At 72.3% G+C, this 23,363-nt stretch carries 20 protein-coding genes and 1 pseudogene; 11 read left to right on the plus strand and 10 right to left on the minus strand.

The window, feature by feature from the left end; genetic code table 11:
* Nucleotides 1–234 precede the first annotated feature (234 nt).
* Nucleotides 235–924, plus strand: coding sequence for a DUF4142 domain-containing protein (locus AB0J90_RS18600; RefSeq protein WP_363597356.1), 690 nt, complete (start codon nt 235–237; stop codon nt 922–924).
* A gap of 119 nt (nt 925–1,043) precedes the next feature.
* On the opposite strand, the gene AB0J90_RS18605 is transcribed toward AB0J90_RS18600, so the two are convergent.
* The 5 genes and pseudogenes from AB0J90_RS18605 to AB0J90_RS18625 all read right to left on the minus strand — a co-directional run bounded on the left by AB0J90_RS18605 (nt 1,044) and on the right by AB0J90_RS18625 (nt 6,763).
* Nucleotides 1,044–1,331 (minus strand): Lrp/AsnC ligand binding domain-containing protein, encoded by a 288-nt coding sequence (locus AB0J90_RS18605; RefSeq protein ID WP_329102623.1) that lies wholly within the window; start codon nt 1,329–1,331, stop codon nt 1,044–1,046.
* A gap of 28 nt (nt 1,332–1,359) precedes the next feature.
* Nucleotides 1,360–2,223 carry a sugar phosphate nucleotidyltransferase gene (locus tag AB0J90_RS18610; protein WP_363597358.1) on the minus strand — a complete coding sequence of 288 codons (864 nt, stop codon included), beginning with the start codon at nt 2,221–2,223 and terminating at the stop codon, nt 1,360–1,362.
* A gap of 218 nt (nt 2,224–2,441) precedes the next feature.
* Nucleotides 2,442–2,954: pseudogene (locus AB0J90_RS18615) on the minus strand (NUDIX domain-containing protein); the annotation flags it as partial.
* Nucleotides 2,955–3,007: 53 nt separating this feature from the next.
* Nucleotides 3,008–4,798 carry a RelA/SpoT family protein gene (locus AB0J90_RS18620; RefSeq protein WP_363597360.1) on the minus strand — a complete coding sequence of 597 codons (1,791 nt, stop codon included), beginning with the start codon at nt 4,796–4,798 and terminating at the stop codon, nt 3,008–3,010.
* A 129-nt stretch (nt 4,799–4,927) separates the two neighbouring features.
* Nucleotides 4,928–6,763: a DEDD exonuclease domain-containing protein gene (locus AB0J90_RS18625; protein WP_363597362.1), complete on the minus strand. Its 1,836-nt coding sequence runs from the start codon at nt 6,761–6,763 to the stop codon at nt 4,928–4,930.
* Between the two features lie 126 nt (nt 6,764–6,889).
* On the opposite strand from AB0J90_RS18625, the gene AB0J90_RS18630 reads away from it, so the two are divergent.
* The 4 genes from AB0J90_RS18630 (at nt 6,890) to AB0J90_RS18645 (ending at nt 11,318) form a co-directional block, all read left to right on the plus strand.
* Nucleotides 6,890–8,290 carry an NYN domain-containing protein gene (locus tag AB0J90_RS18630; protein ID WP_363597364.1) on the plus strand — a complete coding sequence of 467 codons (1,401 nt, stop codon included), beginning with the start codon at nt 6,890–6,892 and terminating at the stop codon, nt 8,288–8,290.
* Between the two features lie 224 nt (nt 8,291–8,514).
* The gene (locus tag AB0J90_RS18635) at nt 8,515–8,745 is read left to right on the plus strand and encodes a hypothetical protein (protein ID WP_363597366.1); all 231 of its coding nucleotides are present in this window, start codon (nt 8,515–8,517) and stop codon (nt 8,743–8,745) included.
* Nucleotides 8,746–8,928: 183 nt separating this feature from the next.
* Entirely contained in the window at nt 8,929–10,188 is a 1,260-nt protein-coding gene (locus AB0J90_RS18640) for a M48 family metallopeptidase (RefSeq protein ID WP_363597368.1), read from the plus strand.
* A complete protein-coding gene (locus tag AB0J90_RS18645; RefSeq protein ID WP_363597370.1) occupies nt 10,185–11,318 on the plus strand; it encodes a glycosyltransferase family 4 protein in 1,134 nt (377 codons plus the stop codon). The genes AB0J90_RS18640 and AB0J90_RS18645 overlap by 4 nt, the downstream gene beginning before the upstream one ends.
* A 119-nt stretch (nt 11,319–11,437) precedes the next feature.
* Here the strand turns inward: AB0J90_RS18645 and AB0J90_RS18650 are convergent, their stop codons facing one another.
* Nucleotides 11,438–13,114 carry a bifunctional diguanylate cyclase/phosphodiesterase gene (locus AB0J90_RS18650; RefSeq protein WP_363597755.1) on the minus strand — a complete coding sequence of 559 codons (1,677 nt, stop codon included), beginning with the start codon at nt 13,112–13,114 and terminating at the stop codon, nt 11,438–11,440.
* Between the two features lie 100 nt (nt 13,115–13,214).
* Nucleotides 13,215–14,024 carry an SAM-dependent methyltransferase gene (locus AB0J90_RS18655; RefSeq protein ID WP_363597372.1) on the minus strand — a complete coding sequence of 270 codons (810 nt, stop codon included), beginning with the start codon at nt 14,022–14,024 and terminating at the stop codon, nt 13,215–13,217.
* Nucleotides 14,025–14,319: 295 nt separating this feature from the next.
* Between AB0J90_RS18655 and AB0J90_RS18660 the strand changes: the two genes are divergently transcribed.
* Both AB0J90_RS18660 and AB0J90_RS18665 read left to right on the plus strand, forming a co-directional pair.
* Complete coding sequence (locus AB0J90_RS18660; protein ID WP_363597374.1) at nt 14,320–15,006, plus strand: thioredoxin family protein; 687 nt, start codon at nt 14,320–14,322, stop codon at nt 15,004–15,006.
* Nucleotides 15,007–15,142: 136 nt separating this feature from the next.
* Nucleotides 15,143–15,583 carry a DUF4395 domain-containing protein gene (locus tag AB0J90_RS18665; protein ID WP_363597376.1) on the plus strand — a complete coding sequence of 147 codons (441 nt, stop codon included), beginning with the start codon at nt 15,143–15,145 and terminating at the stop codon, nt 15,581–15,583.
* A gap of 79 nt (nt 15,584–15,662) precedes the next feature.
* On the opposite strand, the gene AB0J90_RS18670 is transcribed toward AB0J90_RS18665, so the two are convergent.
* The 3 genes from AB0J90_RS18670 to AB0J90_RS18680 are packed head-to-tail and all read right to left on the minus strand — an operon-like array spanning nt 15,663 to nt 19,874.
* Nucleotides 15,663–16,331, minus strand: coding sequence for a response regulator transcription factor (locus AB0J90_RS18670; protein WP_121155899.1), 669 nt, complete (start codon nt 16,329–16,331; stop codon nt 15,663–15,665).
* A 7-nt stretch (nt 16,332–16,338) separates the two neighbouring features.
* A complete protein-coding gene (locus AB0J90_RS18675) occupies nt 16,339–18,030 on the minus strand; it encodes a GAF domain-containing sensor histidine kinase (RefSeq protein ID WP_363597377.1) in 1,692 nt (563 codons plus the stop codon).
* A 14-nt stretch (nt 18,031–18,044) separates the two neighbouring features.
* Nucleotides 18,045–19,874, minus strand: a complete 1,830-nt coding sequence (locus AB0J90_RS18680; protein ID WP_363597379.1) for an AMP-dependent synthetase/ligase — start codon at nt 19,872–19,874, stop codon at nt 18,045–18,047.
* Between the two features lie 174 nt (nt 19,875–20,048).
* Between AB0J90_RS18680 and AB0J90_RS18685 the strand changes: the two genes are divergently transcribed.
* The 4 genes from AB0J90_RS18685 to AB0J90_RS18700 all read left to right on the plus strand — a co-directional run bounded on the left by AB0J90_RS18685 (nt 20,049) and on the right by AB0J90_RS18700 (nt 23,274).
* Entirely contained in the window at nt 20,049–20,504 is a 456-nt protein-coding gene (locus AB0J90_RS18685; protein WP_363597381.1) for an SRPBCC family protein, read from the plus strand.
* 41 nt (nt 20,505–20,545) lie between these two features.
* Complete coding sequence (locus AB0J90_RS18690; RefSeq protein WP_363597383.1) at nt 20,546–21,412, plus strand: hypothetical protein; 867 nt, start codon at nt 20,546–20,548, stop codon at nt 21,410–21,412.
* Between the two features lie 114 nt (nt 21,413–21,526).
* Complete coding sequence (locus AB0J90_RS18695; protein WP_363597385.1) at nt 21,527–22,474, plus strand: ROK family glucokinase; 948 nt, start codon at nt 21,527–21,529, stop codon at nt 22,472–22,474.
* A 47-nt stretch (nt 22,475–22,521) separates the two neighbouring features.
* Nucleotides 22,522–23,274 (plus strand): endonuclease/exonuclease/phosphatase family protein, encoded by a 753-nt coding sequence (locus AB0J90_RS18700; RefSeq protein ID WP_363597387.1) that lies wholly within the window; start codon nt 22,522–22,524, stop codon nt 23,272–23,274.
* Nucleotides 23,275–23,363: the final 89 nt, after the last annotated feature.

Consider the following 23,363-nt stretch of genomic DNA (forward strand, 5'->3'; position numbering starts at 1 on the left):
ACCCCACCCCCCGGGGCCGCCCCCCCCCCCCGGGGCCCGCCACACCCATTCCCACCCACCCACCCATCGCCTCGTTGATCATGAAGTTAGCGACCGTTTTCGGCTCTCGGCACGTCGCTAACTTCATGATCAACGCGTTTCGGGTGGGGGCGGGGGGAGGGTGGGGGAATGGCTGCGTGTGTGGGCTGGGATGGGGTAAGCGGGTGCTGTCCAACGATGCGAGGGGGGAAGCACATGTTGGCTGTCAAACGCTTCGGGTTAGGTGCCGGTCTGGCGATGCTCGGGTTGGCGCTGGTGAGTCTGGCGCCGGCTACCGCCGCACATGGCGCGGCCGCGCCTTCCCAGCAGGATTCGCAGTATCTGCAGGCGATTCACCAGGCCAACCTGGCCGAGATCGCGACCGGAAACCTGGCCCGCCAGAATGGTACGAACAAGCAGGTCCAGGACCTCGGGTCGAAGTTCGTGATGGATCACGCCCAGTTGGACAAGCAGGTGCAGAGCACCGCTTCGTCGACCGGGGTGACCCTGCCGGATTCGCCGACGCCGGACCAGCAGGCGGTGCTGAGCCAGTTGCAGGGGACCAGCGGTGCCGCGTTCGACACCCAGTGGATCTCGGCGGAGCTGACCGCGCACCTGAAGAACATCCAGGCGACCCAGACCGAGCTGGCACAGGGCTCGGATCCGGCGGTCAAGAAGGTGGCCCAGGCCGCCCTGCCGAAGCTCCAGATGCACTTCGACGAGTTGCTGTCACTGGCCCGGAAGCTGGGCGTACCGGTGCCGGCCAACCCGTCCACGGGGCCGACCCCGAACCCGAGCGCACCCAGCCCGGGTCGCTCGTCGGGTACGCCGAGCCCGAGCCCGAGCAGCACCGGCAGCCAGCCCGGTCCGGGATCGACGCTCTCGCCCAACCCCGGCATCAGCTGATCCCTGGCTGACTTCAAGCGGAGCGAAAATCACGTCGCCCGCCAGCGTACGAGCTGGCGGGCGACGTGTCCGTGCACAGGCGTCGGTGGGCAGCAGCCGGAACCAGCCGGGGAGGTGGGTCAGTCCGCGTCGGCGAGGCCGATCGCGAACGCCTCCTCCAGGTCGTGCTGCGAGTAGGCCCGGAAGGCGATGTGCGACTCGGTGTTCATGACACCGGGAACCTTCGAGATCCGGCCCGCGATCACCTCGGCGATCTGGTCGAACTCGCGTACCCGCACCACGGCGATCAGGTCGACGTTGCCGGCGACGGAGTAGACCTCGCTGACCCCGGGCTGGGCGGCCAGCGCCTCGGCCACCTCGGGAATCGAGTCGGTCGCGCAGTCGATGAGGACGATCGCGGTGATCACCGTCGGGCTCCTTTCGTGGACCTGCCGCTCATGCTAGAGGGTCACCGACGGTCACGGTCAGGTCGTGGCCGACCCGGATCGAGTCCTCCAGCAGCTCACCCTCGGCCACGATGCCGCCGGGCCAGACCACGGATCGTCGCACGGTGCCGCGTACCCGGGCGCCCGCGCCGATGACCGCCCGGTGGTGTGCGCCGGTCACGGTCGCGGTGGGATCGACCAGGCTGTCGCCTCCGGCGGCGTGCAGGTTCGCCGCGAGGTAGTCGGCGGGCGTGCCGGTGTCGAGGTACGTGCCGGGGTACGGCACCACCGTCAGCTCACCAGCCGCCTGGGCCGGCCGCCACACCGCCCGTACGAGTTCGGCCGGTTCCACCGGCAGGTCCCGTACGTAGCGCCAGGGCAGCAGCGAGAAGCCGGCGAACCGGTGACCATCGAAGCCGTACGGGTCCGACGGGTCCGGCAGGGGCTGGCCGAGCAGGCGTACCGTCCGGCCGTCCCAGTCGGCGAGCAGCGCGGCGATGTCCGGCCCGGGTGCCGCGTACGGGTTAGCCAGGTAACTGTCGGCGTTGCCGACCAGTACGCCCCGCCCGTCGATCCAGTCACGCAGGTTCGCCACCCCACCGGCGGTGCCGAGCGGGGAACCGGGCTCGACCGAGAGGTGTGCCCGCGCGCCGACCTGCCGGACCACCTGGTCACCGAGGTAGCAGGCGTTGACCGCGACCAGTTCGGGCCCGGTGAAGCCGAGCGCCGCCACCCGGTCCCACGCCCGCTCCAGCAGCGGTACGTTGCCGATCGGGCAGAGCGCCTTCGGCACCCGCTCGGTCAGCGGTCGCAGCCGGGTGCCCTCACCGGCGGCCAGGATGATCGCGCAGATGCCGTCGGGTGCGGCGCTCATGCCGCCGGTCCGGGATCGGTCCGTCCCGGCTCGTCGGCGCCCGGCTTGCCCGCCGTCGCTTCGTCCGACGCGGTCGTGGTGGACGCGGGCACTGCCGCTTCGTCTGGCGCGACCGGGGTGGATGTGGGCGCTGCCGCTTCGTCTGGCGCGACCGGGGTGGATGCGGGCGCTGCCGGTTCGCCCGGTGCGGCCGGTGCGGGTGAACCGGTGGGTGCGGTAGGGGAGAACGTGCCGGCGAGTGGGCCGATGCCGTAGCGGCCGAGCAGCCGAGCGGTCGACGTGGTCAGCCGGGGCAGATCGTCCAGCGGGTGCCAGGCAGCCTCGTAGACCTCGCCACCGTCGACGGCCAGCGGCGTGCTGGCTGCCGGCACCGACGCCTCGAAGACACAGTCGACCCAGCCCTTGAGGTGGACCACCGCGTTCGGGGTGGCCGGGCGCAACTGTTCCGGCGCCAGGCGTACCCCGGATTCCTCGAACAGTTCGCGGGCCGCGCCGACGATCGGCTCCTCCCGGCGCTGGAGCAGCCCGGCCGGCAGGCTCCAGCCGTTGCCGGGCGGTTGACGCAGCAGCAGCATTCGTCCGGGCGGTGGGGCGTCCTCGTCGTACAGCAGCGTGACCGCACCCACGATGTACTTCGGCACGGCCAGTCGCACCAGTTTCCGCCGTACCGGGTGGGGGAGCCGGTAGAACGTGCGGTAGAACAGGGCTCGGGTCGCTCGACGGGTGATCACAAAACCAGGCTAGAGGTCGGCGGAGTGATCGCGGGCAGCCGGGGCATGAAGCATCACTCGGGCTGGTCGACCAGGGCGATCAGCCGGTCGACCACCATGTCCGGCTCGATCGTCCGGTCGACCACCGCGACCAGCAGGGTTTCGAGGTCTGGGTAGCCGAGTTCCTCGGAGAGCCGGCGCAGGGGCAGGTCGTTGGCCAGGCCCCGGTCGTGCTTGCGCAGGGTCAGCCCGATGGTCGCCCGGCCGAGCCGTACCTTGTCCGAGATCGAGATGCCCGGCTCCTGGTGCTCGGCGAAGAACCGGTTGATCTGCATCTGGGCGTGCGGGGACTTGACGAAATCCAACCACTCCCGGCGCGGGCCGGACGGCTCGGTGGCCACGTCCAACTCGCCGTGCCCGTCCGCCTCGGTGAAGATCTCGACCACGTCGCCCTCGTCGAGTGGGGAGGAGAGCGGCACCAACCGTCCGTTGATCTTCGCAGCGAGACAGTGGTCGCCCTTGTGGATGCTCAGCTCGTACGCCAGGTCCACCGGGGTGGAACCGGCCGGCAGCACGATCTGGCGCCCCTCGGTGAAGACCTGGATCTGGCTCTCCGCGAGGTCGCCGCGCAGCGACTTGAGGAACTGGGCCGAATCGGAGGTCTCCTGCTCCCAGTCGAGCACCCGGCGCAGCCAGTCCAACTGGTCGGTGTTGGAGCCGCTGGCGGCACCCGACTGCGGGAAGCGGAACTCGGCGGCGATGCCGTACTCGGCGGACTGGTGCATGGCCTTGGTGCGGATCAGCACCTCGACGGTGCGTTCCTCCGGGCCGATCACGGTGGTGTGCAACGAGCGGTAGAGGTTGTTCTTCGGCGAGGCGATGAAGTCCTTGAACCGGCCGGCGACCGGTCGCCAGATGCCGTGGATGGCGCCCAGCGCGGCGTAACAGTCGGTGTCCGGGCCGTCCACCACGACCGCGATCCGGGGCAGGTCGAACGGGACCGAGTGCTCCCCGGCGACGGTGTCCTTCCAGATCGAGTAGAAGTGCCGGGGGCGGGCCTCGACCACACTGACCACCCGGTTGCGGCGCAGTACCACCCGGGCCCGGCCGACCACGTCCTGCAGGTAGCTCGCCCACCGTGGACGGTTGTTGACGTGCTCCTCGATCCGGGAGTATTGCTCGGGCTCCAGGTGCATCAGCACCACGTCGTCGAGTTCACGCTTGAGGGCCTGGATGCCGAGCCGGTCACAGAGCGGGACCAACACCTCCAGCGTGCCGCGGGCGATCCGGGCCCGCGAGGCGGGCGAGCGGACTCCGAGCGTACGCATGTTGTGCAGCCGGTCGGCCAGCTTGATGATGAGCACCCGGACGTCCTTGCCGGCCGCGATGATCATCTTGCGGATGGTCTCCGCCTCGGCGGCCTTGCCGTAGAACGCCTTGTCGAACTTGGTCACCCCGTCGACCAGGTGCGCCACCTCGGGGCCGAAGTCGTCGGTCAACGCCTGGAGGGTGTAGCGGGTGTCCTCCACTGTGTCGTGCAGCAGCGCCGCGACCAGGGTGGTGGTGTCCATGCCCAGGTCGGCGCAGATCTGCGCGACCGCCAACGGATGGGTGATGTACGGCTCACCGCTCTTGCGGAACTGCCCCCGGTGCATGTTCTCCGCGATGGTGTAACCCCGGCGCAGGACCACCGTGTCGGCACTCGGGTGGATGGTGCGGTGGCTGCGCGCCAACTGGGTCACCGGGTCGTCTTCCGCCGGTGTCCAGGACAGCAGCGAGCGCAGGCGTCTGGTCAGCGGTAACTCACCAGCTCGGGTCGTCGGGGCGCCTCCGAGAGCGGCGCCGTGTCCGGCGTCGACGTCCACGCGGAGACACCTCCTCACCCGGCTCCCACACGGACCGGCGCGGTCGTACGGGAGCAGCCCGATTAAACGGGCAGGACTGCACTTCCTTAACAGCCTAGTTGGGTTGACGTAGTCCGATCGGTCAGTTGCTCATAGGCGTTCGGTCGAGAGTTGGGCGGAGGAAGCCGATTCGGCCTTGGCGAGCAGGTCCCGGAACCGTGCCGCGCCGCGTACCGGCGACGCCCAGCCGGCGGAAACCTCGACCAGTCGGGTCTCCGGTCGCTCCAACCAGGCCAGTATCCGCTCGGTCTCCTCGGCCGAGGCGTTCGGTATCGGGCCGTGTCCGGGCAGGACCGTCTCGGCGGTCGCGCGGACCAGGTCGAGCACCGGCCGGGGATGCACCCCCGGCGCCGCGGTGGCCGCACCGGCCAGCCGCCCGTACCGGACCACGACGAGTTCCCAGCCGCCCGTGTCGGTGCGCCGGGCCGCCGACAGCTCGCCGATCCGGGTCAGCCCGGTCAGCCGCTGCATCCGCAGCGTGGTCCGGAGCACCGCCACCAGCCGGCCCCGTACGGTCGCCGCCTCCTCGTAGCGGTGCTCCGCGGCCAGCGCCTCGATCCGGGCCAGCAACGCGTCGACCACCACCTGCGGATCCTCACGGGTGGCGATCCGCAGCGGGATGGTCGCACTGCGCTCGTACTCCTGCGGGGTTATCCGGTGCTCGCAGGGTGCCGCGCACCGACCCAGCTCGGCCAGCGCGCAGGCCGGCGTCGTCGTCCGGGCGGAGAGCTTGTGCGTGCACTGGCGCAGCGGCACCGCGTCGTGGATGCCCGCCGCGGCCAGCTCCGCGCCGCGCCGGGAGGTGAACGGACCCAGGTAGGCGTCGTCGTCCGGCGCGAGCTGCCGGACCACGGACAACCGGGGGTACGCCTCCGTGGTCAGCTTCAGCCACACCTTGCGCTCGGGGAACTTCGACCGCCGGTTGTACGGCGGCGCGTGCGCCGCGATCAGCCGCAGCTCGCGGACCTCGGCCTCCAGTGCGTGCGCGCACTCGACCGCCTCCACCCGCTCCGCCGCGGCGAGCATCTCCGACATCCGGGCCCGCTTCTCCGCGGCGGTGAAGTAGCTGCGTACCCGGGTGGCGATGTCGCCGGAGGTGCCGACGTAGAGCGGCCGGTCGTCGGCGGCCCGGAAGATGTAGACCCCCGGCACCTTCGGCAGCCCCTCGGCGAGGTAACGCTTGCGCCGCTGGGTCGGGGTGACCGCGCGGGCGAATTCGATCGTGTCGCCGAGGGTGTGCACCCCGTGCCCGCCCAGCCGGGCGATCAACCCGTGCAGCACGTCGACCGTTGCCAGCGCGTCGTCCAACGCCCGGTGACTCGGCTGCCTGGGCGTACGGAAGTAGGCGGCCAGGGTGCCGAGCTTGCGGTTGGGCACCTCGTCGCGGGTGAGCACCCGGCGGGCCAGCGCGGCGGTGTCCAGCACCCGCGGGTTCGGCCAGGTGTGCCCGAGTTGGGCGCAGGCGGCCTTGAGGAAACCCACGTCGTACGGCGCGTTGTGGGCCACCAGCACCGCGCCTCGGATGAACTCCAGGAAACTCGGCAGCACCTCCGCGATCCGGGGTGCCGGCAGCAGCATCGCCTGGGTGATCCCGGTCAGCACGGTGATGAACGGCGGGATCGGCTGGTCCGGGTTGACCAGCGTGGCCAGCGTCCCCAGCTCGGTGCCGCCGCGTACCTTGACCGCGCCGATCTCGGTGATGCCGCCGCCGTCCGGTGCACCGCCGGTGGTCTCCAGGTCGACCACCACGAACGTGGTCTGGAACAGCGGCAGCTCGTCCGCCGCCCCGGTGCCGCTGAGCAGGCCGTCCAGGGTCCCCTGGACGTAGCCGGGGCGGGTGGTCTCGGCGCCGGTCCGGGCGGCTTCGGCTCCGGTCCGGGGTCGGGGTGGCCCGGAACGGGGCACCGTGGGCTGGGGTTGTGCCATTCGGGCAGGTTAGGGCTTGGGTACGACACGCACGCACCATCCGTACCGCTGGTAACAGCCGATCTACCAGAAGAGATCATCTGAGTCATCGGGCGCTCCCGACGTCGACGGTGGGAGACTTGACACATGCCCCTCACCGAACCGACCGACGACCGCCTCCCCGAACCGGGGGCGCACGCCGTGCCGGCCGTCGACGGGGAGGCTGAGCAGGACGAGGCACTGGAACTCGAACCGGAGCCCGTACTGCCCGAACCGGTCCGGCAACGGATCGTCGCGCTGACCGCCGTCGCCCTGCCTGGACTGCCGAACGAGGAAGTGCCCGTACCGCTGCGCCGGGTGGCCAAGTTCGCGCCCAACCGGCGGGCCCGGCTCGGCGCACCCATGATCGCCACCCAACTCGCCAGCGACCCGCTGTTCCGCCAGCGGATCACCAAACGGGTGCTGGCGGACGCGGGTGAGCTGGGTGCGGCCGTGATCGGGGGCACCGCCCCGGCGGCGGCCGACCCGGTGGAGGTCGCCGCCCTCGCCTACCTGGTCCGCCCGCGCGGCTGGCGGGAACTGGTCGAGGCGGCCGGGGTCGCGGTACGGGCCGAGGCGGACAGCGCGGTGGTCGCCGAACTCGTACGGGAGGCCGAGCAGCGGGCCAGCCGGGCCGAGCACGACCGTGCCGTGGCCCGGGTCGAGGCCGACAAGCTCCGCGACGAGGTCGCCCGGGTACGCGAGGAACTGGGTCAGCTCCGCGAGGAGTCCCGGGTGCTGGCCCGGTCGCTGCGTGAATCGCAGGCCAAGGAGCGCAAGGCGACCGAGATGCTGGCCACCGAGAAGGGTCGGGCCGCTCGGCTGGGTGCCGATCACGACGCCGAGCTGCGGCGGCTGCGGGCCCGGCTGGCCGAGGCCGAGGCGGTGGTCGGCGCGACCCGGCAGACCGCCAAGGAGGCCCGTTCGGTCGACGACGCCCGGCTCTGGCTGCTGCTGGAGACGATCGGCCAGGCCGCCGTCGGCCTGCGCCGCGAGCTGGCGCTCGACCCGGCCGACCGGATGCCGGCCGACTACGTCGCGGACGCGTTCGCCGAGCGTCCGGCGTCGGCCACCTCCGCCCGCGCGCTGGACACCGACGACCCGGCCCGGCTCGACGAACTGCTCACCATGCCGCGGGTGCACCTGGTGGCCGACGGCTACAACGTCACGAAACGCGGCTTCGGTGAGATGTCGCTGGAGCAGCAGCGCAAACGCCTGATCACCGGTCTCGGCGGGCTGGCCGCGCAGACCGGGGCCGAGGTGACCGTGGTCTTCGACGGTGCCGAGCGGATGCACGGGCTGCCGCCCGCACCGCGCGGCGTACGGGTGCTCTTCTCCCGCAAGGGCGAGACCGCGGACGACCTGATCCGCCGGCTGGTACGGGCCGAACCGGCCGGCCGCCCGGTGGTGGTGGTCTCCTCCGACCGCGAGGTCGCCGACGGCGTACGCCGCCACGGCGCCTACCCCCTCGGCGCCGACTCCCTCCTCCGCCGCCTCTCCCGCTCCTAACCCACCCCCCCCGGCCCCCCACCCCACCCGGGTGGAGCGCGCTCATACAGGGAATGAGGGGTTATTCGTCCCCGGATAGCCCCTCATTCTCTGTATCAGGGGCGGTGGTCGGATTGGGGTGGGAGGAGGCGGTCGGGGGGTTTGTCGTACCCCTGACTTAGCGTCGATGTGACTGACGGTGGTTGGGGCGCGACAGGGCTTCGGCCGTACCGCGAGGAGGAGCGATGCTCATCGACTGCGACAGCTGCACGGTGCGTGGCCCGGCCTGTTCCGATTGCCTGGTCAGCGCCCTGATCGACCAGCCGGCGGCGGAGGCCGGGCTGACCGCGGAGGAGCACCGGGCGATCGAGGTGTTCACCCGGGCCGGCTTCGAGGTGTCGGTGCTCTCCGGGCCGGCACCCGCCGCGCTGCCCATGGTCCGCCCCCGCCGGCCCCGGCGCCGCCACGTCGCCTGACCTTCCTGCCCCGCCTGGCCGGCCCCGCCCGCGCGCCTGCCGGTCGCCGGTCCGGGGCGATACGCGACCACCGAACATCATCGTCCCGCCCGCGCGCCTGCCGGTCGCCGTCCGAAGCCCCGCCCGCATCAACTCCGCTTAGGATGAGCCGGCGCACACGGGCAAACGGGAGGAGCGACACGGATGACGCCTCGGGGGTGGGCGGTCGTGACGCTCGTCGGGCTGGTGGTGCTGCTGATCGCCAGCTCCGCCCTACTGGTGCCGTGGCACCGTCCACCGGCGCCTCGCGCCGACCAACTGGCGGCCCTGCGTGAACTGCCGGCGGCCGACGTCGCCCGCAGCCGGGCCTTCCACGCCGCGTTGCGCCCCGGCTCGTACGGCGCACTCCTCGTCGGTCTGCTGATCGCCCTGGTGCTCGGCCTGACCCCGCTCGGCGGCAAACTGGTCGACCTGGTCAGCCGGCCGTTCGGGGAACACTGGATCGCCCAGGCGACACTCGGTGGGCTCGCCGTGGTGCTCGTCGCCGACCTCGTCACCCTCCCGTTCGCGGCCTGGCGGCACGCCGTCGTGGACCGGTACGGGCTCTCCACCCAGAGCTGGGGCGGCTGGGGTCTGGACCTGCTCAAGTCGTACGCGGTCAGTGCGGTGATCGGCGCGGTCGCGCTGCTCGGTTTCTACGCCGTGACCCGGTTCGCCCCGCGCTGGTGGTGGGCGCTCGGTGCGGCCGGTGCGGCCGTACTCGTGGTGCTGCTGTCGTTCGTCCTGCCGGTGCTGGTCGAGCCGGTCTTCAACCGGTTCACCCCGATGGAGGCCGGACCGCTGCGTACGGAGCTGATGGCGTTGGCCGAACGGGACCGGGTGCCGGTACGGGACGTGCTGGTCGCCGACGCGTCCCGCCGGACCCGCGCGGTCAACGCGTACGTGTCCGGGTTCGGCCCGACCCGCCGGATCGTCGTCTACGACACGCTGCTGCGCGAGGCGACGCCGGACGAGGTGACCAGCGTGGTGGCACACGAACTCGGCCACGCCAAGGACCAGGACGTGCTCGCCGGTACGCTCACCGGCGCGCTCGGCGCCGCCGCCGCGGTGACCGCGTTCTACCTGCTCGGCTTCTGGGGCGGGCTGCTCCGGGCGGCGGGTGTCGACTCGATCGCCCAACCGCGCGCGTTCGCCCTGTTGTTCGCCGTCGTCGCGGTGGTCGGCCTGGTCAGCACCCCGGCCCAGGCGCTGCTGTCCCGGCGGGTCGAGGCACGGGCCGACGCGCACGCCCTCGACCTGACCGGTGACCCGGCCACCTTCGAGGCGATGCAGCGGCGACTCGCCACGGTCAACCTGGCCGACCCCGACCCGCCCCGCTGGGAATACCTCTACTCCGCGTCCCACCCGTCGACCGTGGAGCGGATGGCCGCGGCGCGCGCGTACGCCCGGGGCGAGGGCCGGTGAGCCGGACGCTGGTGATCACGAACGACTTCCCACCCCGGGCCGGCGGGATCCAGTCGTTCGTGCACAACCTCGCCGTACGCCAACCGGCCGGCTCGATCGTGGTCTACGCCTCCACCCATCCCGGTGCGGACAAGTTCGACGCCGAGCAGCCGTTCGAGGTGGTCCGCGAGTCGACCGGGATGCTGCTGCCGACACCCTCGGTCGCCCGCCGGGCGGCCCGACTCGCCACCGAATACGGCTGCGACACGCTCTGGTTCGGTGCCGCCGCCCCGCTCGGGCTGCTCGCACCCGGTCTGCGCCGCCGGGCCGGTGTCGAACGGGCGGTGGCCCTCACCCACGGCCACGAGATCGGCTGGGCCGCGCTGCCCGGTGCCCGGGCCACCCTGCGGCGGATCGGTCGAGGCCTGGACGTGACGACCTACCTGGGGGAGTACACCCGGGTCCGGCTCGACCGGGTCCTGCACGACGTCACCGAACTGCGCCGACTCGCGCCCGGCGTCGACGTCGACCTGCACCACCCGGACATCGACGCGACCGGGCTGCGGGCCAGCTACGGCCTCACCGACCGGCCGGTGGTCGTCTGCGTGTCCCGGCTGGTGCCGCGCAAGGGCCAGGACGCCCTGATCCGGGCACTGCCGCAGATCAGGCGCCGGGTGCCGGACGCCGCGCTGCTGATCGTCGGCGGCGGCCCGTACCGGTCGACGTTGGAGAAACTCGTACGCGAGCACGACCTGACCGCGGACGTGACCTTCGCCGGCAACGTGGAGTGGCAGGACCTGCCGGCGCACTACGCGGCCGGTGACGTGTTCGCGATGCCGTGCCGGACCCGTAACCGCGGGCTGGACGTCGAGGGCCTCGGCATGGTCTTCCTCGAAGCCTCCGCGACCGGCCTGCCGGTAGTCGTCGGGGACTCCGGCGGCGCCCCCGATGCGGTACGCGACGGCGAGACCGGCTACCTGGTCGACGGCCGGAACGTGGCGCAGCTCGCCGACCGGGTGGCGACCCTGCTGGCGGATCCCGTGTCGGCCCGGCGGATGGGTGCCGCCGGTCGGGCCTGGGTGGAGCAGGAGTGGCGCTGGGAACTCCAGGCCGACCGGCTGGCCGACCTGCTGTACCCCGGCGGCCGCTAGTCCTTGTGTCGCGGAGAGTTCGGCCGGTCGTAGCGAGCCGAACTCCCCGCGTGCTGCTCGGGCTTTGGCAGCGCCGTCTGCTGCTGCGGGCTGCGCCTCGACGGTCGTGGCCGGGCGGGCTAGCTCCGGTGGCCGAGCCGGTCGTGGATCCGGACGGCCGGCTCGGGACGGCCGAAGTGCCAGCCCTGCGCGGCGTCGCAGCCAAGTTCACGCAACCGGTCGGCCTGGCCGGCGGTCTCCACCCCCTCGGCGGTGACGGTGAGGTTGAGGGCGTGCGCGAGCGAGACCAGGGTGGCCAGGATGCGTTCGTCGGTGTGGCTCGCCGGGTCGTCGCCGGCCGCCTGGAGCCCGGCCACGAACGAGCCGGCGACCTTCAGCTCGCAGACCGGCAGCGAGCGCAGGTAGGCGAGGTTGGAGTAGCCGGTGCCGAAGTCGTCGATGGCGATCCGGACACCCAACTCGGCGAGCGAGCGCAGCGCCTGCACCGGTTCGCCGGTGGTGGTCATCAACGCGCTCTCGGTGATTTCGAGCTGGAGCTTGTGCGGCGGCAGACCGGTCCGGTCGAGCAGCGCCCGTACCTCGTCGGCCAGCCCGGCCACGTGCACCTGGCGGACCGCCAGGTTGACGCTGACGAACGGCGCGTCCGGGCTGATCGTCAGCCAGCGCCGGGCCTCCCGGCAGGCCTCGTTGAGGACCCAGTCGCCGAGCCGGACGATCAGCCCGGTCTCCTCGGCCAGCCCGATGAAACTGTCCGGGTTCAGTACGCCCAGCGTCGGGTGGCGCCAGCGGACCAGCGCCTCCACCCCCAGCACCTCGTCGCGGGTCAGCGACACCAGCGGTTGGTAGTCCAGGTAGAACTCGCCCCGGTCCAGTGCACCCGGCATCGCCGCGGACAGGGCGTGCCGGGTCAGCTCCAGCTCGTTGCGCTCGGCGTCGAACAGCGCCCAGCGTCCCCGGCCGGACGCCTTCGCCCAGTGCAGGGTCACGTCGGCGGCCCGCATCACGTCGTCCGGGGTGGTGTCGGCGACCGAGCGCTCGACCACGCCGACGCTCGCCGAGATGGTCAGCTCGTGCCCGTCGACGACGGACGGCTCGCCGATCGCGGCCAGCGCGGCGTCGGCGACCTTGAGCGCGTCGTCGGTGCAGGTGGTGTCCTCCACCAGGATCACGAACTCGTCGCCGCCGAGCCGCGCGACGAGATGCTCGCCGACCTGGCCCCGCAACCGCTCCGCGACCGAGATCAGCAACTGGTCGCCGACCGGATGGCCGAGCGTGTCGTTGACGACCTTGAACCGGTCGAGGTCGATGAAGCAGACGCCGATCCGTTTGCCCTCCGCGTCCGCTCGGCGTACGGCCGCGCCGAGCCGGTCGGTGAACAGGGCGCGGTTGGGCAGGTCGGTCAGCGGATCGTGGGTGGCCTGGTGGCGGAACCGCGCCTCGCTCTCGCGCAGCGCCCGTTCCGCCTGCTCACGGGCGACCATGCCGGCACGCCGGATCGACTCCTGCTCGTCGAGCGTACGGTCGTGCATCGCCCGGCTGTAGCCGGTGGCGACGGTGGCGAGCAGCCGGGCCATCCGGTCCTGGGCGTCCTCCTGGCAGAGGCCGAGGTCGCGCAGCAGGCGCAGCTGGATGACCTCGATGGTCCGGCCGAGCCCCTCCGCCGACGCCACGTGCGCGGCGACCAGTGCGGCACCGACCCGGTGCCCGGTACGCAGGTCGAACGGCTCCGACTGCAACGCGTCGGCCAGCTCACCGGTCAGCCGTTGCAGGAGTTCCTCGAGCTGGGTCTGGGTCATCGGCAGGTAACTGGTGCCGGCGACCGCCTTGGCCCAGGCTCGGGCGAAGGTGGGCAGTCCCGGCCGGGCGGCGGTCAGCACCGGCCGGGCGCCGAAATCGTCATCCACCGTGCCGTCCCACGCCGCCCATGAACACGGCCCGTTCGGCGTCGTCGAGGCTGTCGAACGAGTCGGGTCGCCACTGCGGCACCCAGACCACACCCGGGTCGACCAGGTCGAAACCGTCGAAGAGGCCGGTGAGTTCCCGGCGGCTGCGGACCGTCAGCGGGTTGTCCGTACGTTGGTAGACACGCTCGGCGTCCTCGCGCTCGTCGTCGGTCCGGCCGTCGTCGCTGGCCTGGGAGAGGACGAGGTAACTGCCCGGGGCGAGGCTGCGCCGGATGGTGCCGAGGATGCCGCGGGGGTCGTCCGAGTCCGGGATGAAGTGCAGCACCGCGACCACCATGACGGCCACCGGTTCGTCGAAGTTCAGCAGCTTGCGTACGTCCGGGTGGCTCAGGATCTCCGCCGGCTGGCGCAGGTCGCCCCAGAGCGCGGTCGCCTGCTCGTTGCCGCTGAGGATCTCCCGGCTGTGCGCCACCGCGACCGGGTCCACGTCGACGTAGACCACCCGGGTGTCGGGGGCGGCCCGCTGGGCGATCTCGTGCACGTTGCCGACCGTCGGGATGCCCGAGCCGATGTCGAGGAACTGCCGGATACCGGCGTCGATCAGGTAGTGCACCGCCCGGCGGAGAAAGGCCCGGTTCGCCTGGGCCATCAGGGGCGCCTCCGGAACGGACGCGATCATCGCCTGCGCCGCCCGCCGGTCCGCCGCGAAATTGTGCGAGCCGCCCAGATAGTAGTCGTACATGCGGGCCACACTGGGTCGTTCGATGTCGATGCTCTGCGGTGCCCAGTCCGGCCTTTGCATGCCTACCTGCCCCTACGCTGAGAACGCACGAAATACTGCCCCTCGGGTGGTTCCCCGGCTATTCTGCCCGTCGTCTGCCCAGCTATCCAGACCGTGCCGGATCGTCACCCGGATCAATGACGGCAGTCACCATCGCACGGTCCCGGATCCGGTGTGGACACGGGGTCCGCCCACCCGACCGAACGCGGCGGCGGCCGGGTCGGCGGCCGGAACGGCGCCGCCCGCCGCTGCGACGTGGCCCACCCGGAGTGGGACGCCGTGGTCAACGGTCGCGGGGCGTGGCACTCTGGGAATCGTGCAGGACTCCGCGCTGACCGGCCCGTTCGTGGTGGTGACCGTACTGGTCGCCGCCACCGCCTTCGGGCTGTGGCGCCGTCGCCGCGACGGCCGGCTGCGCCCGGTGCTCGCCCAACCGGCACCGCGACCGGTCTCGGCGCACGCCCAACCGGCCCCGGGTGACGGGGGACCGACGCTGGCTCAGCATCAGGCGGTTCGGCAGCAGGACCAGGCGGTTCGGCAGCAGGACCAGGCGGTGCGGCAGCAGGACCAGGCGGTGCGGCAGCAGGACCGGCCGGCCGAGGATCCCGGGGCGCCGGGGATGGCGGTGGATCCCGACCTGTTGACCGCGCTCGGCGTGCAGCTGGGCACGCCCGCGACCCTGTTGCAGTTCTCGTCGGCGTTCTGCGCGCCCTGTCGGGCCACCCGGCGGGTGCTCGGTGAGGTCACCGGGCTGCTCGACGGCGTACGGCACGTCGAGGTCGACGCGGAAAGCCAGCTCGACGCGGTCCGGGCACTGAACGTCTGGCGTACGCCGACGGTGCTGGTGATCGACGCCGCCGGCCGGATCGTCCAGCGCGCCACCGGGGTGCCGGGCAAGGCGCAGGTGGTCGCCGTGTTGGCGCCCCTGCTCACCGGCCACACCGCTGGTGAGACCGCGGCGGACACCGCCGCCGGGCCGGACCGGGAAGGTGTCGTCCGGTGACCGCCCGACTGCTCACCCGGCGCCGCATCGTCGACCACGGCCGCCTCTGCACCAGCCTCTGTCGCTGATCCCGGACCCCGTTCGTCCCGGCTCCCGGGCGGCCGTCGCCGCGCCGCCCCTTCCGACAGAGGTAACCATGCTGCTCGATCCCCGCGGTCCCCGGTTCGCCGCCGCCGTCACCACCGTGGTCCTGATCATCGTGCTGCTCACCGGCTCCGGTTGGCTGGCGCTGGCCCAGGCCGCCGTTTTCGCCATCACCGCCGCGGTGCCGCGCCGGGGCCCGTACGGGCTGCTGTTCCGGGCCTTCGTGGCGCGCCGGCTGCGCCCGCCGACGGAGCTGGAGCCGGCCGCGCCGGTGCGGTTCGCGCAGGTTGTCGGGCTGGTCTTCACGCTGGTCGCGGCGGCCGGTTACCTCGGTGGCGCGGACGGTCTGGGCCTGGTCGCGGCGGCGCTGGCGCTCGCGGCGGCGTTCCTCAACTCGGCGTTCGGGCTCTGCCTGGGCTGCGAGGCCTACCTGGCGTTCCGCCGGCTGAGCGGCCGGGCGATCCCGGCCCGGGTGCCGGTCGACGCGTCCTGACCCGGGTTGGACCGGCCGCTACGAGTACGGGCCGGCCACGGTGTGTTCTACACCGTGGCCGGCCCGAACCGCGAAGCGGTCAGAACTTCGGCGCGTCGGGGGCTTCCAGCAGCCCCAGCCGCAGAGCGGTCATCAGGGCCTGGGCCCGGTTGGCCGCACCGAGCTTCTCGTAGAGCTTGGAGATGTGGGTCTTGGCCGTCGACTCGCTGACGAAGAGCTGCTTGGCGATGCCGGCCACGCTCATCCCGTCGGCGAGCAGGCGGAGCACCTGGCCCTCACGCGGGGAGAGTTGCGGACCGGACGGGGCCAGCCGGCGCTTCATCGCCTCGGCGAGGTCGGCGGCGGTGAACGCGCTCGGCGACGACGCGGCGTGCCGGGCGGCGGCGACCACCTCGTCGGCCGGGGCGGTCTTCGGTACGAAGGCGCTCGCGCCCGCCTCCAGCGCCCCGAACAACTGGTCGTCGCCCGCGTACATGGTGAGGACGACGATGCCCATGGTGGCGCTGGACTTGCGCAGGGCGCGGGTGGCTTCCAGGCCACTGCCGTCGGGGAGGCGAAGGTCCATGATCACGACGTCGGGCTGGAGGGCACCCGCCTGGCGGACCCCCTCCGCCGCCGTCGCGGCCTCACCGACGACCTCGAACTGACGGTCCCGTTCGAACGCGTGGCGCAGGCCCTTGCGGATCAGATCGTGATCGTCGACAAGAAGGACCTTGGTGCGGCCAGCCGGCGTGGGGCTCGTGGTCATGCTCGGGTTACTCCCCTTCTGATGCGGTGACGCTATCGCGCACGTTATCTCGTCGGGGCGTGGTTCCGAGCACCACTGCCACCGTCGTGCCGCTGGGATGCCGTGGACGGATCTCCAACCGGCCCCGGATACGTTCCGCTCTCTCGGCCATGATCGCAAGACCATACCGCCCGTCCGGGCGCTGGTCAGCTATGCCGTGACCATCATCCGACACTTCTATTTGGGCGTACGGGGGATCCACGGCGCAAGTTACCCACAAATTGGACGCGCCCGCGTGCTTGCGCGCGTTCGTGATCGCCTCTTGCGCGATACGTAACAACTCGGCCTCGGTGGCTGCGGGAAGCCGGGCGGTGGACTCATCGAGGGACAAATGGACACGGAGTCCGCCCGAAGCGCCGACGGTTCGGGCGTACTCGGCCATCGCGGCGGCCAGTCCGCCGTGCCGGTCGACCTCACTGCGCAGCTCGAACAGGCTCAGTCGCAGTTCCTGGATCACCCGGGTGACCTCGCCGCGCAGCGTACGGAGTTCGCCGGCGGTCTCCTCGGCACCCTCGGGCAGCGTGGCCATCGCGTTGTCGATGCCGTAACCGACCATCACGAGTTCCTGGGCCACCCCGTCGTGGATCTCCCGGGCCAGCCGCTGGCGTTCCTCGTTGGTGGCCAGCGAGCGCACCTCGTCGAAGAGCAGCGCCGCCTCCAGCCGGAGCGCGGCGGGTCGGGTCAGCGTGGTCACCCGGCCCACCACCGTCGCCGGGTACGCGGTCGCCACGTCCGCCTCGATGATCACCAGGCCGACCGTGCGTACGCCCGCGACCAGCGGCACCACCAGCGCGGAAACCTCCCCGCCGGGGTGGGACCGGGCCTGCGAGCGGGGGGCGGTCTGCGGTTGCTGGCTGGCCCAGGCGTCGGCGATGGCGGAGTCGGCATCGAGCGTGGTCTCCCAGTCGACCCGGTCCACGCCCACCTGGGCGAGCACCACCAGCCGGCCGCCGCCGCTGGCCGAGAGGACGGCCGCCCGGTCGGCGCGGGCGACTCCGCGCAGTTCCTCCAGCAGGTGCTCGGAGATGCTGCCCGGGTCGAGTGTTGCTCCGGGTAGCTGGCGGGCGACGCTGCGGAGTTGGGTGAGCAGTCGGGTCGCCTCGGCGTACGGCTGGGGCCGGCTCTCGCCCCGTGCCTGCCAGATGCGTTGCAGGGTGCCGGCGGCGTACAGGCCGAGCGCGGCGAGCACCAGCCACTGGGCGGAAACCGCCAGGTAGCCGAGCTGGCCGAGGTGACCGAGCGGCTCGTTGTCGCTGTTGCCGCTGATGAAGCCGCCGACGGCGAGGCTGGCCGCGGTGACCGCGAGCAGCGCGGCCCCCTCGGTCGAGCGCCGTTGCAGCGCCGCGACGGTCAGCGGTACGGCCAGGTACGGCAGGATCGCCGCCGCCCCCATCCCGCCGATCGACGCCTCGGCGGCCACCTGGCTCGCCGCGAAGCCGACGATCACCACCTCGGCGAACCGACCGAGCGGGGCGAGGATCGGGTGGTGCGGGGCGAGTACGGCCGGGATGCCGGCGACCGCCAGCAGGGCGATCCAGCGAAGCTGGTCCACCTCGCCAGTGGTGATCAGAGTGAGGATCGCGACCAGCGCGAGCATGACGACGCGTGCCGCCGCCGCGAGCGGATGCGGACGGGGGAGGGCGGGAGTCGAGGCGGGCACCTGACGGATCGTAGTCAGTCTCCGTAGACAGCGGCGATTTCTGCGGCGTATGTCTGGTGTACGACCGCGCGCTTGACCTTCAGTGACGGGGTGAGTTCACCCGTCGCCTCGGTCAGGTCGCGCGGCAGGATCCGGAACTTCTTGATCGATTCGGCGGCGGAGACGGCCTTGTTCGCGTCGTCGATCGCGGACTGGACGTCGGCGGTCAGCGCCGGGTCCTCGCGCAGGTCGGCGACCGGGGTCTCGGTCGGGTGGCCGTGCTCGGCGAGCCATTTCGGCCAGGCGTCGTCGTCGATGGTGACCAGCGCGGCGATGAACGGCCGCCGGTCGCCGACCACCACGCAGTGGCTGATCAACGGGTGCGCCCGGACCCGTTCCTCGAGCACGGCCGGGGCGACGTTCTTGCCGCCGGCCGTCACGATGATCTCCTTCTTCCGGCCGGTGATGCTGACGAAACCGTCACCGTCGAGGTTGCCCAGGTCGCCGCTGTGGAACCAGCCGTCGTCGTCGAGCGCCTCGGCGGTCGCCTCCGGGTTGTTCCAGTACCCCTGGAACACGATCTCGCCCTTGACCAGGATCTCGCCGTCGTCGGCGATCCGGACCGAGACGCCGGGCAGCGGGCGGCCGACCGTACCGATCCGGATGGCGGTGACCAGGTTGGCGGCGACCGCCGGGGAGGTCTCGGTCAGCCCGTACCCCTCGAGCACGGTGACCCCGACGCCGCGGAAGAAATGGGCGAGCCGGGCGCCGAGCGGGGCGCCGCCGGAGATCGCGTCCCGGCAGCGTCCGCCGAGCGCGGCCCGCAGCTTGCGGTAGACCAGCCGGTCGAAGACGCGGTGCTGCATCCGCAGCGGCAGGCCCGGTCCGCCGGGGGAGTCAAGGGCCTCGCTGTACGCGATCGCCACCCGCTCGGCCCGCGCGAAGATCGCGCCCTTGCCATCGGCCGCGGCCTTCTGGGCGGCGCCGTTGTAGACCTTCTCGAACACCCGGGGCACCGAGAGCACGAACGTCGGGCGGAATGCCTGTAGCTCGTTGACCAGGTTCTTCGGGTCGGAGCTGTGCGCCAGGGTAGCCCGGGCGTAGACGACGCCGACCTGGATCAGCCGGGCGAACGAGTGCGCCAGCGGCAGGAACAGCAGCGTGGAGGCGCCCTCGTTGAACAGGTGCGGCAGTACGGCCACCGCGTTGGCGGCGTCGGCGTACAGGTTGCGGTGGGTCAGCAGGCAGCCCTTGGGGCGGCCGGTGGTACCGCTGGTGTAGATGATCGTGGCGAGATCGTCGGCCTTCACGCCGCGGCGACGGGTTTCGACCTCGGCCGGGTCGATCCGACCGCCCTCGCCGACCAGCGCGTCCAGGTCGTCGGTCTCGATCTGCCAGACCTGCTTCAGGGCGGGCACCTGGTCCCGGACGCCGCTCAGCAGCAGCGCGTGTGCGGTGGTCTCCACCACGCAGGCCACCGCGCCCGAGTCGGCGAGGATCCAGGCCACCTGCTCGGCGCTGGAGGTTTCGTAGACCGGCACCGTCACCGCGCCGGCCGCCCAGATGGCGTAGTCGAGCAGGGTCCACTCGTACCGGGTCTTGCTCATCAGACCGATCCGGTTACCGGGGGAGATACCGGCCGCGATCAGGCCTCGGGCGACCGCCACCACCTCGTCGCGGAACTGCCGGGTGGTGATCTCGGTCCAACCGTCGCGGCCGCCCGCCGTCGGCGTGTCGGCCGTGCCCCGGGTACGCCGGGCGAACTGGATCGCGTCCGGGGCCACCTCGGCGTTGTCCCAGACCGTGTCGGTCAGGTTCGCCGTGTCGCCGATGGTCGCGACGGGTGGGACGGAGAACTCGCGCACCTGCACTCCTTCGTGCTCGTACTCGACGGCGGGGATGAGCCGCGCGGGCCGGGCCGGATACACGAAACCTACCCGCCCGTCCGGGTATACCCGCCAGGCAGGCCGGTCGGACGGGACGGGTCCGGGTTGAGCCGGACAGCCGTGCACGCCCGTACACCGGGTAGCCTGCCCCCCATGGCGGACAGCTCCATCCAGTCGATCGTCGTCGCCGCGCCCGCGGACCGGGTGGCGGCGGTGATCTGCGACTTCGCGCGCTACCCGGAGTGGACCGACGCGGTCCGCAGCGTCGAGGTGGTCGAGGAGTACGAGGACGGTTACGCCAGCCAAGTCCGGTTTGTCCTGGATGCTGGCGTGCTGGCGGACGAGTACACCCTCGTCTACGAGTACGCCGAGGACGTCTCCCGGATCCAGTGGCACCTCGCCGCGCCGTCCCGGATGCAGCAGGCCCAGAACGGGTCGTACGACATCGAGGAGAACGGCGACGGCACCTCCAAGGTGACCTACATGCTGGAGGTCGAGCTGTCGGTCGGCATGCTGGGCATGTTCCGCCGCAAGGCCGAGAAGATGATCATGGATACGGCCTTGAAGCAGCTCAAGCGGCGGGTCGAGTCGCTCGATGCGACCAACTGAACCGACCGCGTACGGCAGCGTCACGGCGAGAGGAGGCAGGCATGGCGGCAACCGACCCAACGTCCGCGCGTACGGAGGCTGAGCGCCTGGTCGCCACCGCGCTGGCCGCGGTGCGCCTGGGCACCTCCGGCCGGACCGGCGGCTTCGGCCCACTGGGCGACCTGATCACCGGTGTGCTTGGTCACAGCGACGCCGGCCGGCCCACCGGAGGCGGCACCCCGCCCACCGGCCACCACGACGGCACCGGACCCACCACCGGTACCTCCGGCGGCGCCTTCGCCACCGGCTCACCCGAATGCTGCGTCTGCCCGATCTGCCGGACCATCAGCGCGCTTCGCGACCCGAGCCCGGAGTTCGCCGAGCGGCTCGCCACCGGTGCCGGCGACTTCGCCGCCGGCCTGGCCAGCCTGCTGCGAGCCCTGTCCACGGCCACCACCAGCCCATCGGCCCCCGGTGGTCCGTCGGCCCACCCCGGCACCCCGCCGCCACCCACCGGCACCCCGGCAGGGTCGCCGGACGCCGGGGCACCGGCCGTCGACACCCCGCCGGAGGCACCGGACGTACCGGCCGGTGCAGCCCCCACCCGTCCCGCCCCGCCGACCGCCCGACCGGGTGCGGACGACGAGGTGTGGCGCGGAGCCACCCGTACCGGGCATGATTCGTGGCCGGCACCGGAGCGGGACGTCTGGGCGGCCGCGACCCGCGCGGCAGCCGAGACCCGAACCGACCGTGCCACCCCGCCCGCCGACGCGGCCGGGACCACCGGCGCGACCGCGCGGCCGGCGCCGCCCAGCTCCACCGGAGCCGGGCCGGACGCCGAAGCCACCGGCGCGTCGCCGGTGGTACCCGCCGCCCGGGTACCGGGGGAGCCGGTGCACGCCGACGGCGACACCGGCGACGGGGGCTGAGCGGACCGGACTGCCGCGAGGCAGCGGAACGCGATCGGCCGGTGTGACGCCGGCAGGGCAGGGCACAGACCGGTGTGGTGCCGGCAGAGCAGAGCACAGAGGGGAGCGGCGGCGGTGACGCTGACCATCGGAGTCGACGTCGGTGGTACCAAGGTGGCCGCGGGCGTCGTCGACGCCGACGGCAATGTCCTGGTACGGACCCGGCGGGACACCCCCGCCGATGACGTCGCCAAGACCCGCGACGTCATCGTCGAGGTCGTCGCGGAACTGGCCACCGGTCGGGACATCGAGGCGGTGGGCATCGGCGCGGCCGGCTGGATCGACGCCAGCCGCTCGATCGTGCTCTTCGCACCCAACATCGCCTGGCGCGACGAGCCCATCCGCGACTACGTCAGCGCGGCCGTCAACCTGCCGGTGATCGTGGAGAACGACGGCAACGTGGCCGCCTGGGCCGAGTTCCGGCACGGCGCCGCACGGCACGCGAACGACTCGATGGTGATGCTGACCATCGGCACCGGCGTCGGCGGCGGCATCGTCCTCGGCGGCGAACTGGTACGCGGAGCGCACGGCATCGCCGCCGAACTGGGCCACACCCTGTCCGTACCGAACGGGCACCTCTGCGGCTGCGGCCGGCTCGGCTGCATCGAGCAGTACGCCAGCGGCCGGGCCCTGGTCCGGTTCGCCCGCGCCGGAGCGCGTCAGGCGCCGGCCCGCGCCACCCGGCTGCTCGAGATGGCCGGGGGCGAGGTCGAGTCGATCACCGGACCGATGGTGACCAGCGCCGCCCAGGAGGGCGACCCGATCTCCTGCGAGGCGTTCGCCCAGATCGGCCACTGGCTCGGCTTGGGACTCGCCGACATGGTGCAGATCCTCGACCCCGAGGTGCTGGTTGTCGGCGGAGGCGTGGTCGAGGCCGGCGACCTGCTGCTCGGCCCGACCCAGCAGGCCTTCATGGAAACGCTGGCACAGCGCTCCCGACTGGCGGTGGCGGAGATCCGCCCGGCCGAACTGGGCAACACCGCCGGCATGGTCGGCGCCGCCGACCTGGCCCGGCGCCGGTAGCCGACTCGACCCGAGTCCCGGCCAGCATGAGCGAAGGGGTACCCGGCGTGACACAGGCAGAACCGTCCGGCGCGAGCGTCGCGGGCGTACGCCTGCGGGTGCTGTCGTACAACGTGCACGGCCAGCGCGACGACGTGGCGGCGCTGGCCGCGACCGTTCGGGAGGCCGAGCCGGACGTGGTGATCGTGCAGGAGGGACCCCGCCGGTTCCGCTGGCGACACAAGACCGGTGCCCTGGCCGACGCGCTCGGGTTGGTGGTCGGCGGCGGCGGGCTCCCGTCCCTGGGCAACCTGGTCCTGACCAGCCTGCGGGTACGGGTCCGCCGAACCTGGCACCGCCAGTTCCCGCTCACCCCGGGCCGGCACATGCGCGGCGCGATCTTCGCCGAATGCGCGGTCGGCTCCGCCACCATCGCCCCGTTCGTGGTCGCCGGCTCGCACCTGGGCACCGACCCGACCGAACGCCCAGGCCAGGCCGAACTGCTCAAACGGGAACTGTCCGAACTGGACCTGCCGGTGGTGCTCGGTGCCGACCTCAACGAGAACTCCGGCGGTGCCGCCTGGCGCACCATCGCCGACGGGCTGACCGATGCCGCGGTCGCCGCCGGCCGGGCGGACGCGCGTACGTTCCCGTGCGTCGACCCGCGCGACCGGATCGACGCGCTCTTCGTCGACCCACGCATCGTCGTCACCGGCTACGACGTGGTCGACACCCCGCAGACCCGCCGCGCGAGCGACCACTTCCCGGTCCTGGCCGACCTCCTGCTCCCAGCCCACGACCCGGCCACCGGCAAAGCCTGAGCACCGCGCCCCGCACCACCGGACCGGGGAACCGCCGTACGTCGATCCGGAGGAATGACCAAACGTTGGGCCCCGGGCTGGACAAAGGG

This window comes from Micromonospora sp. NPDC049523 (genome assembly GCF_040676775.1).
GTDB lineage: Bacteria > Actinomycetota > Actinomycetes > Mycobacteriales > Micromonosporaceae > Micromonospora_G.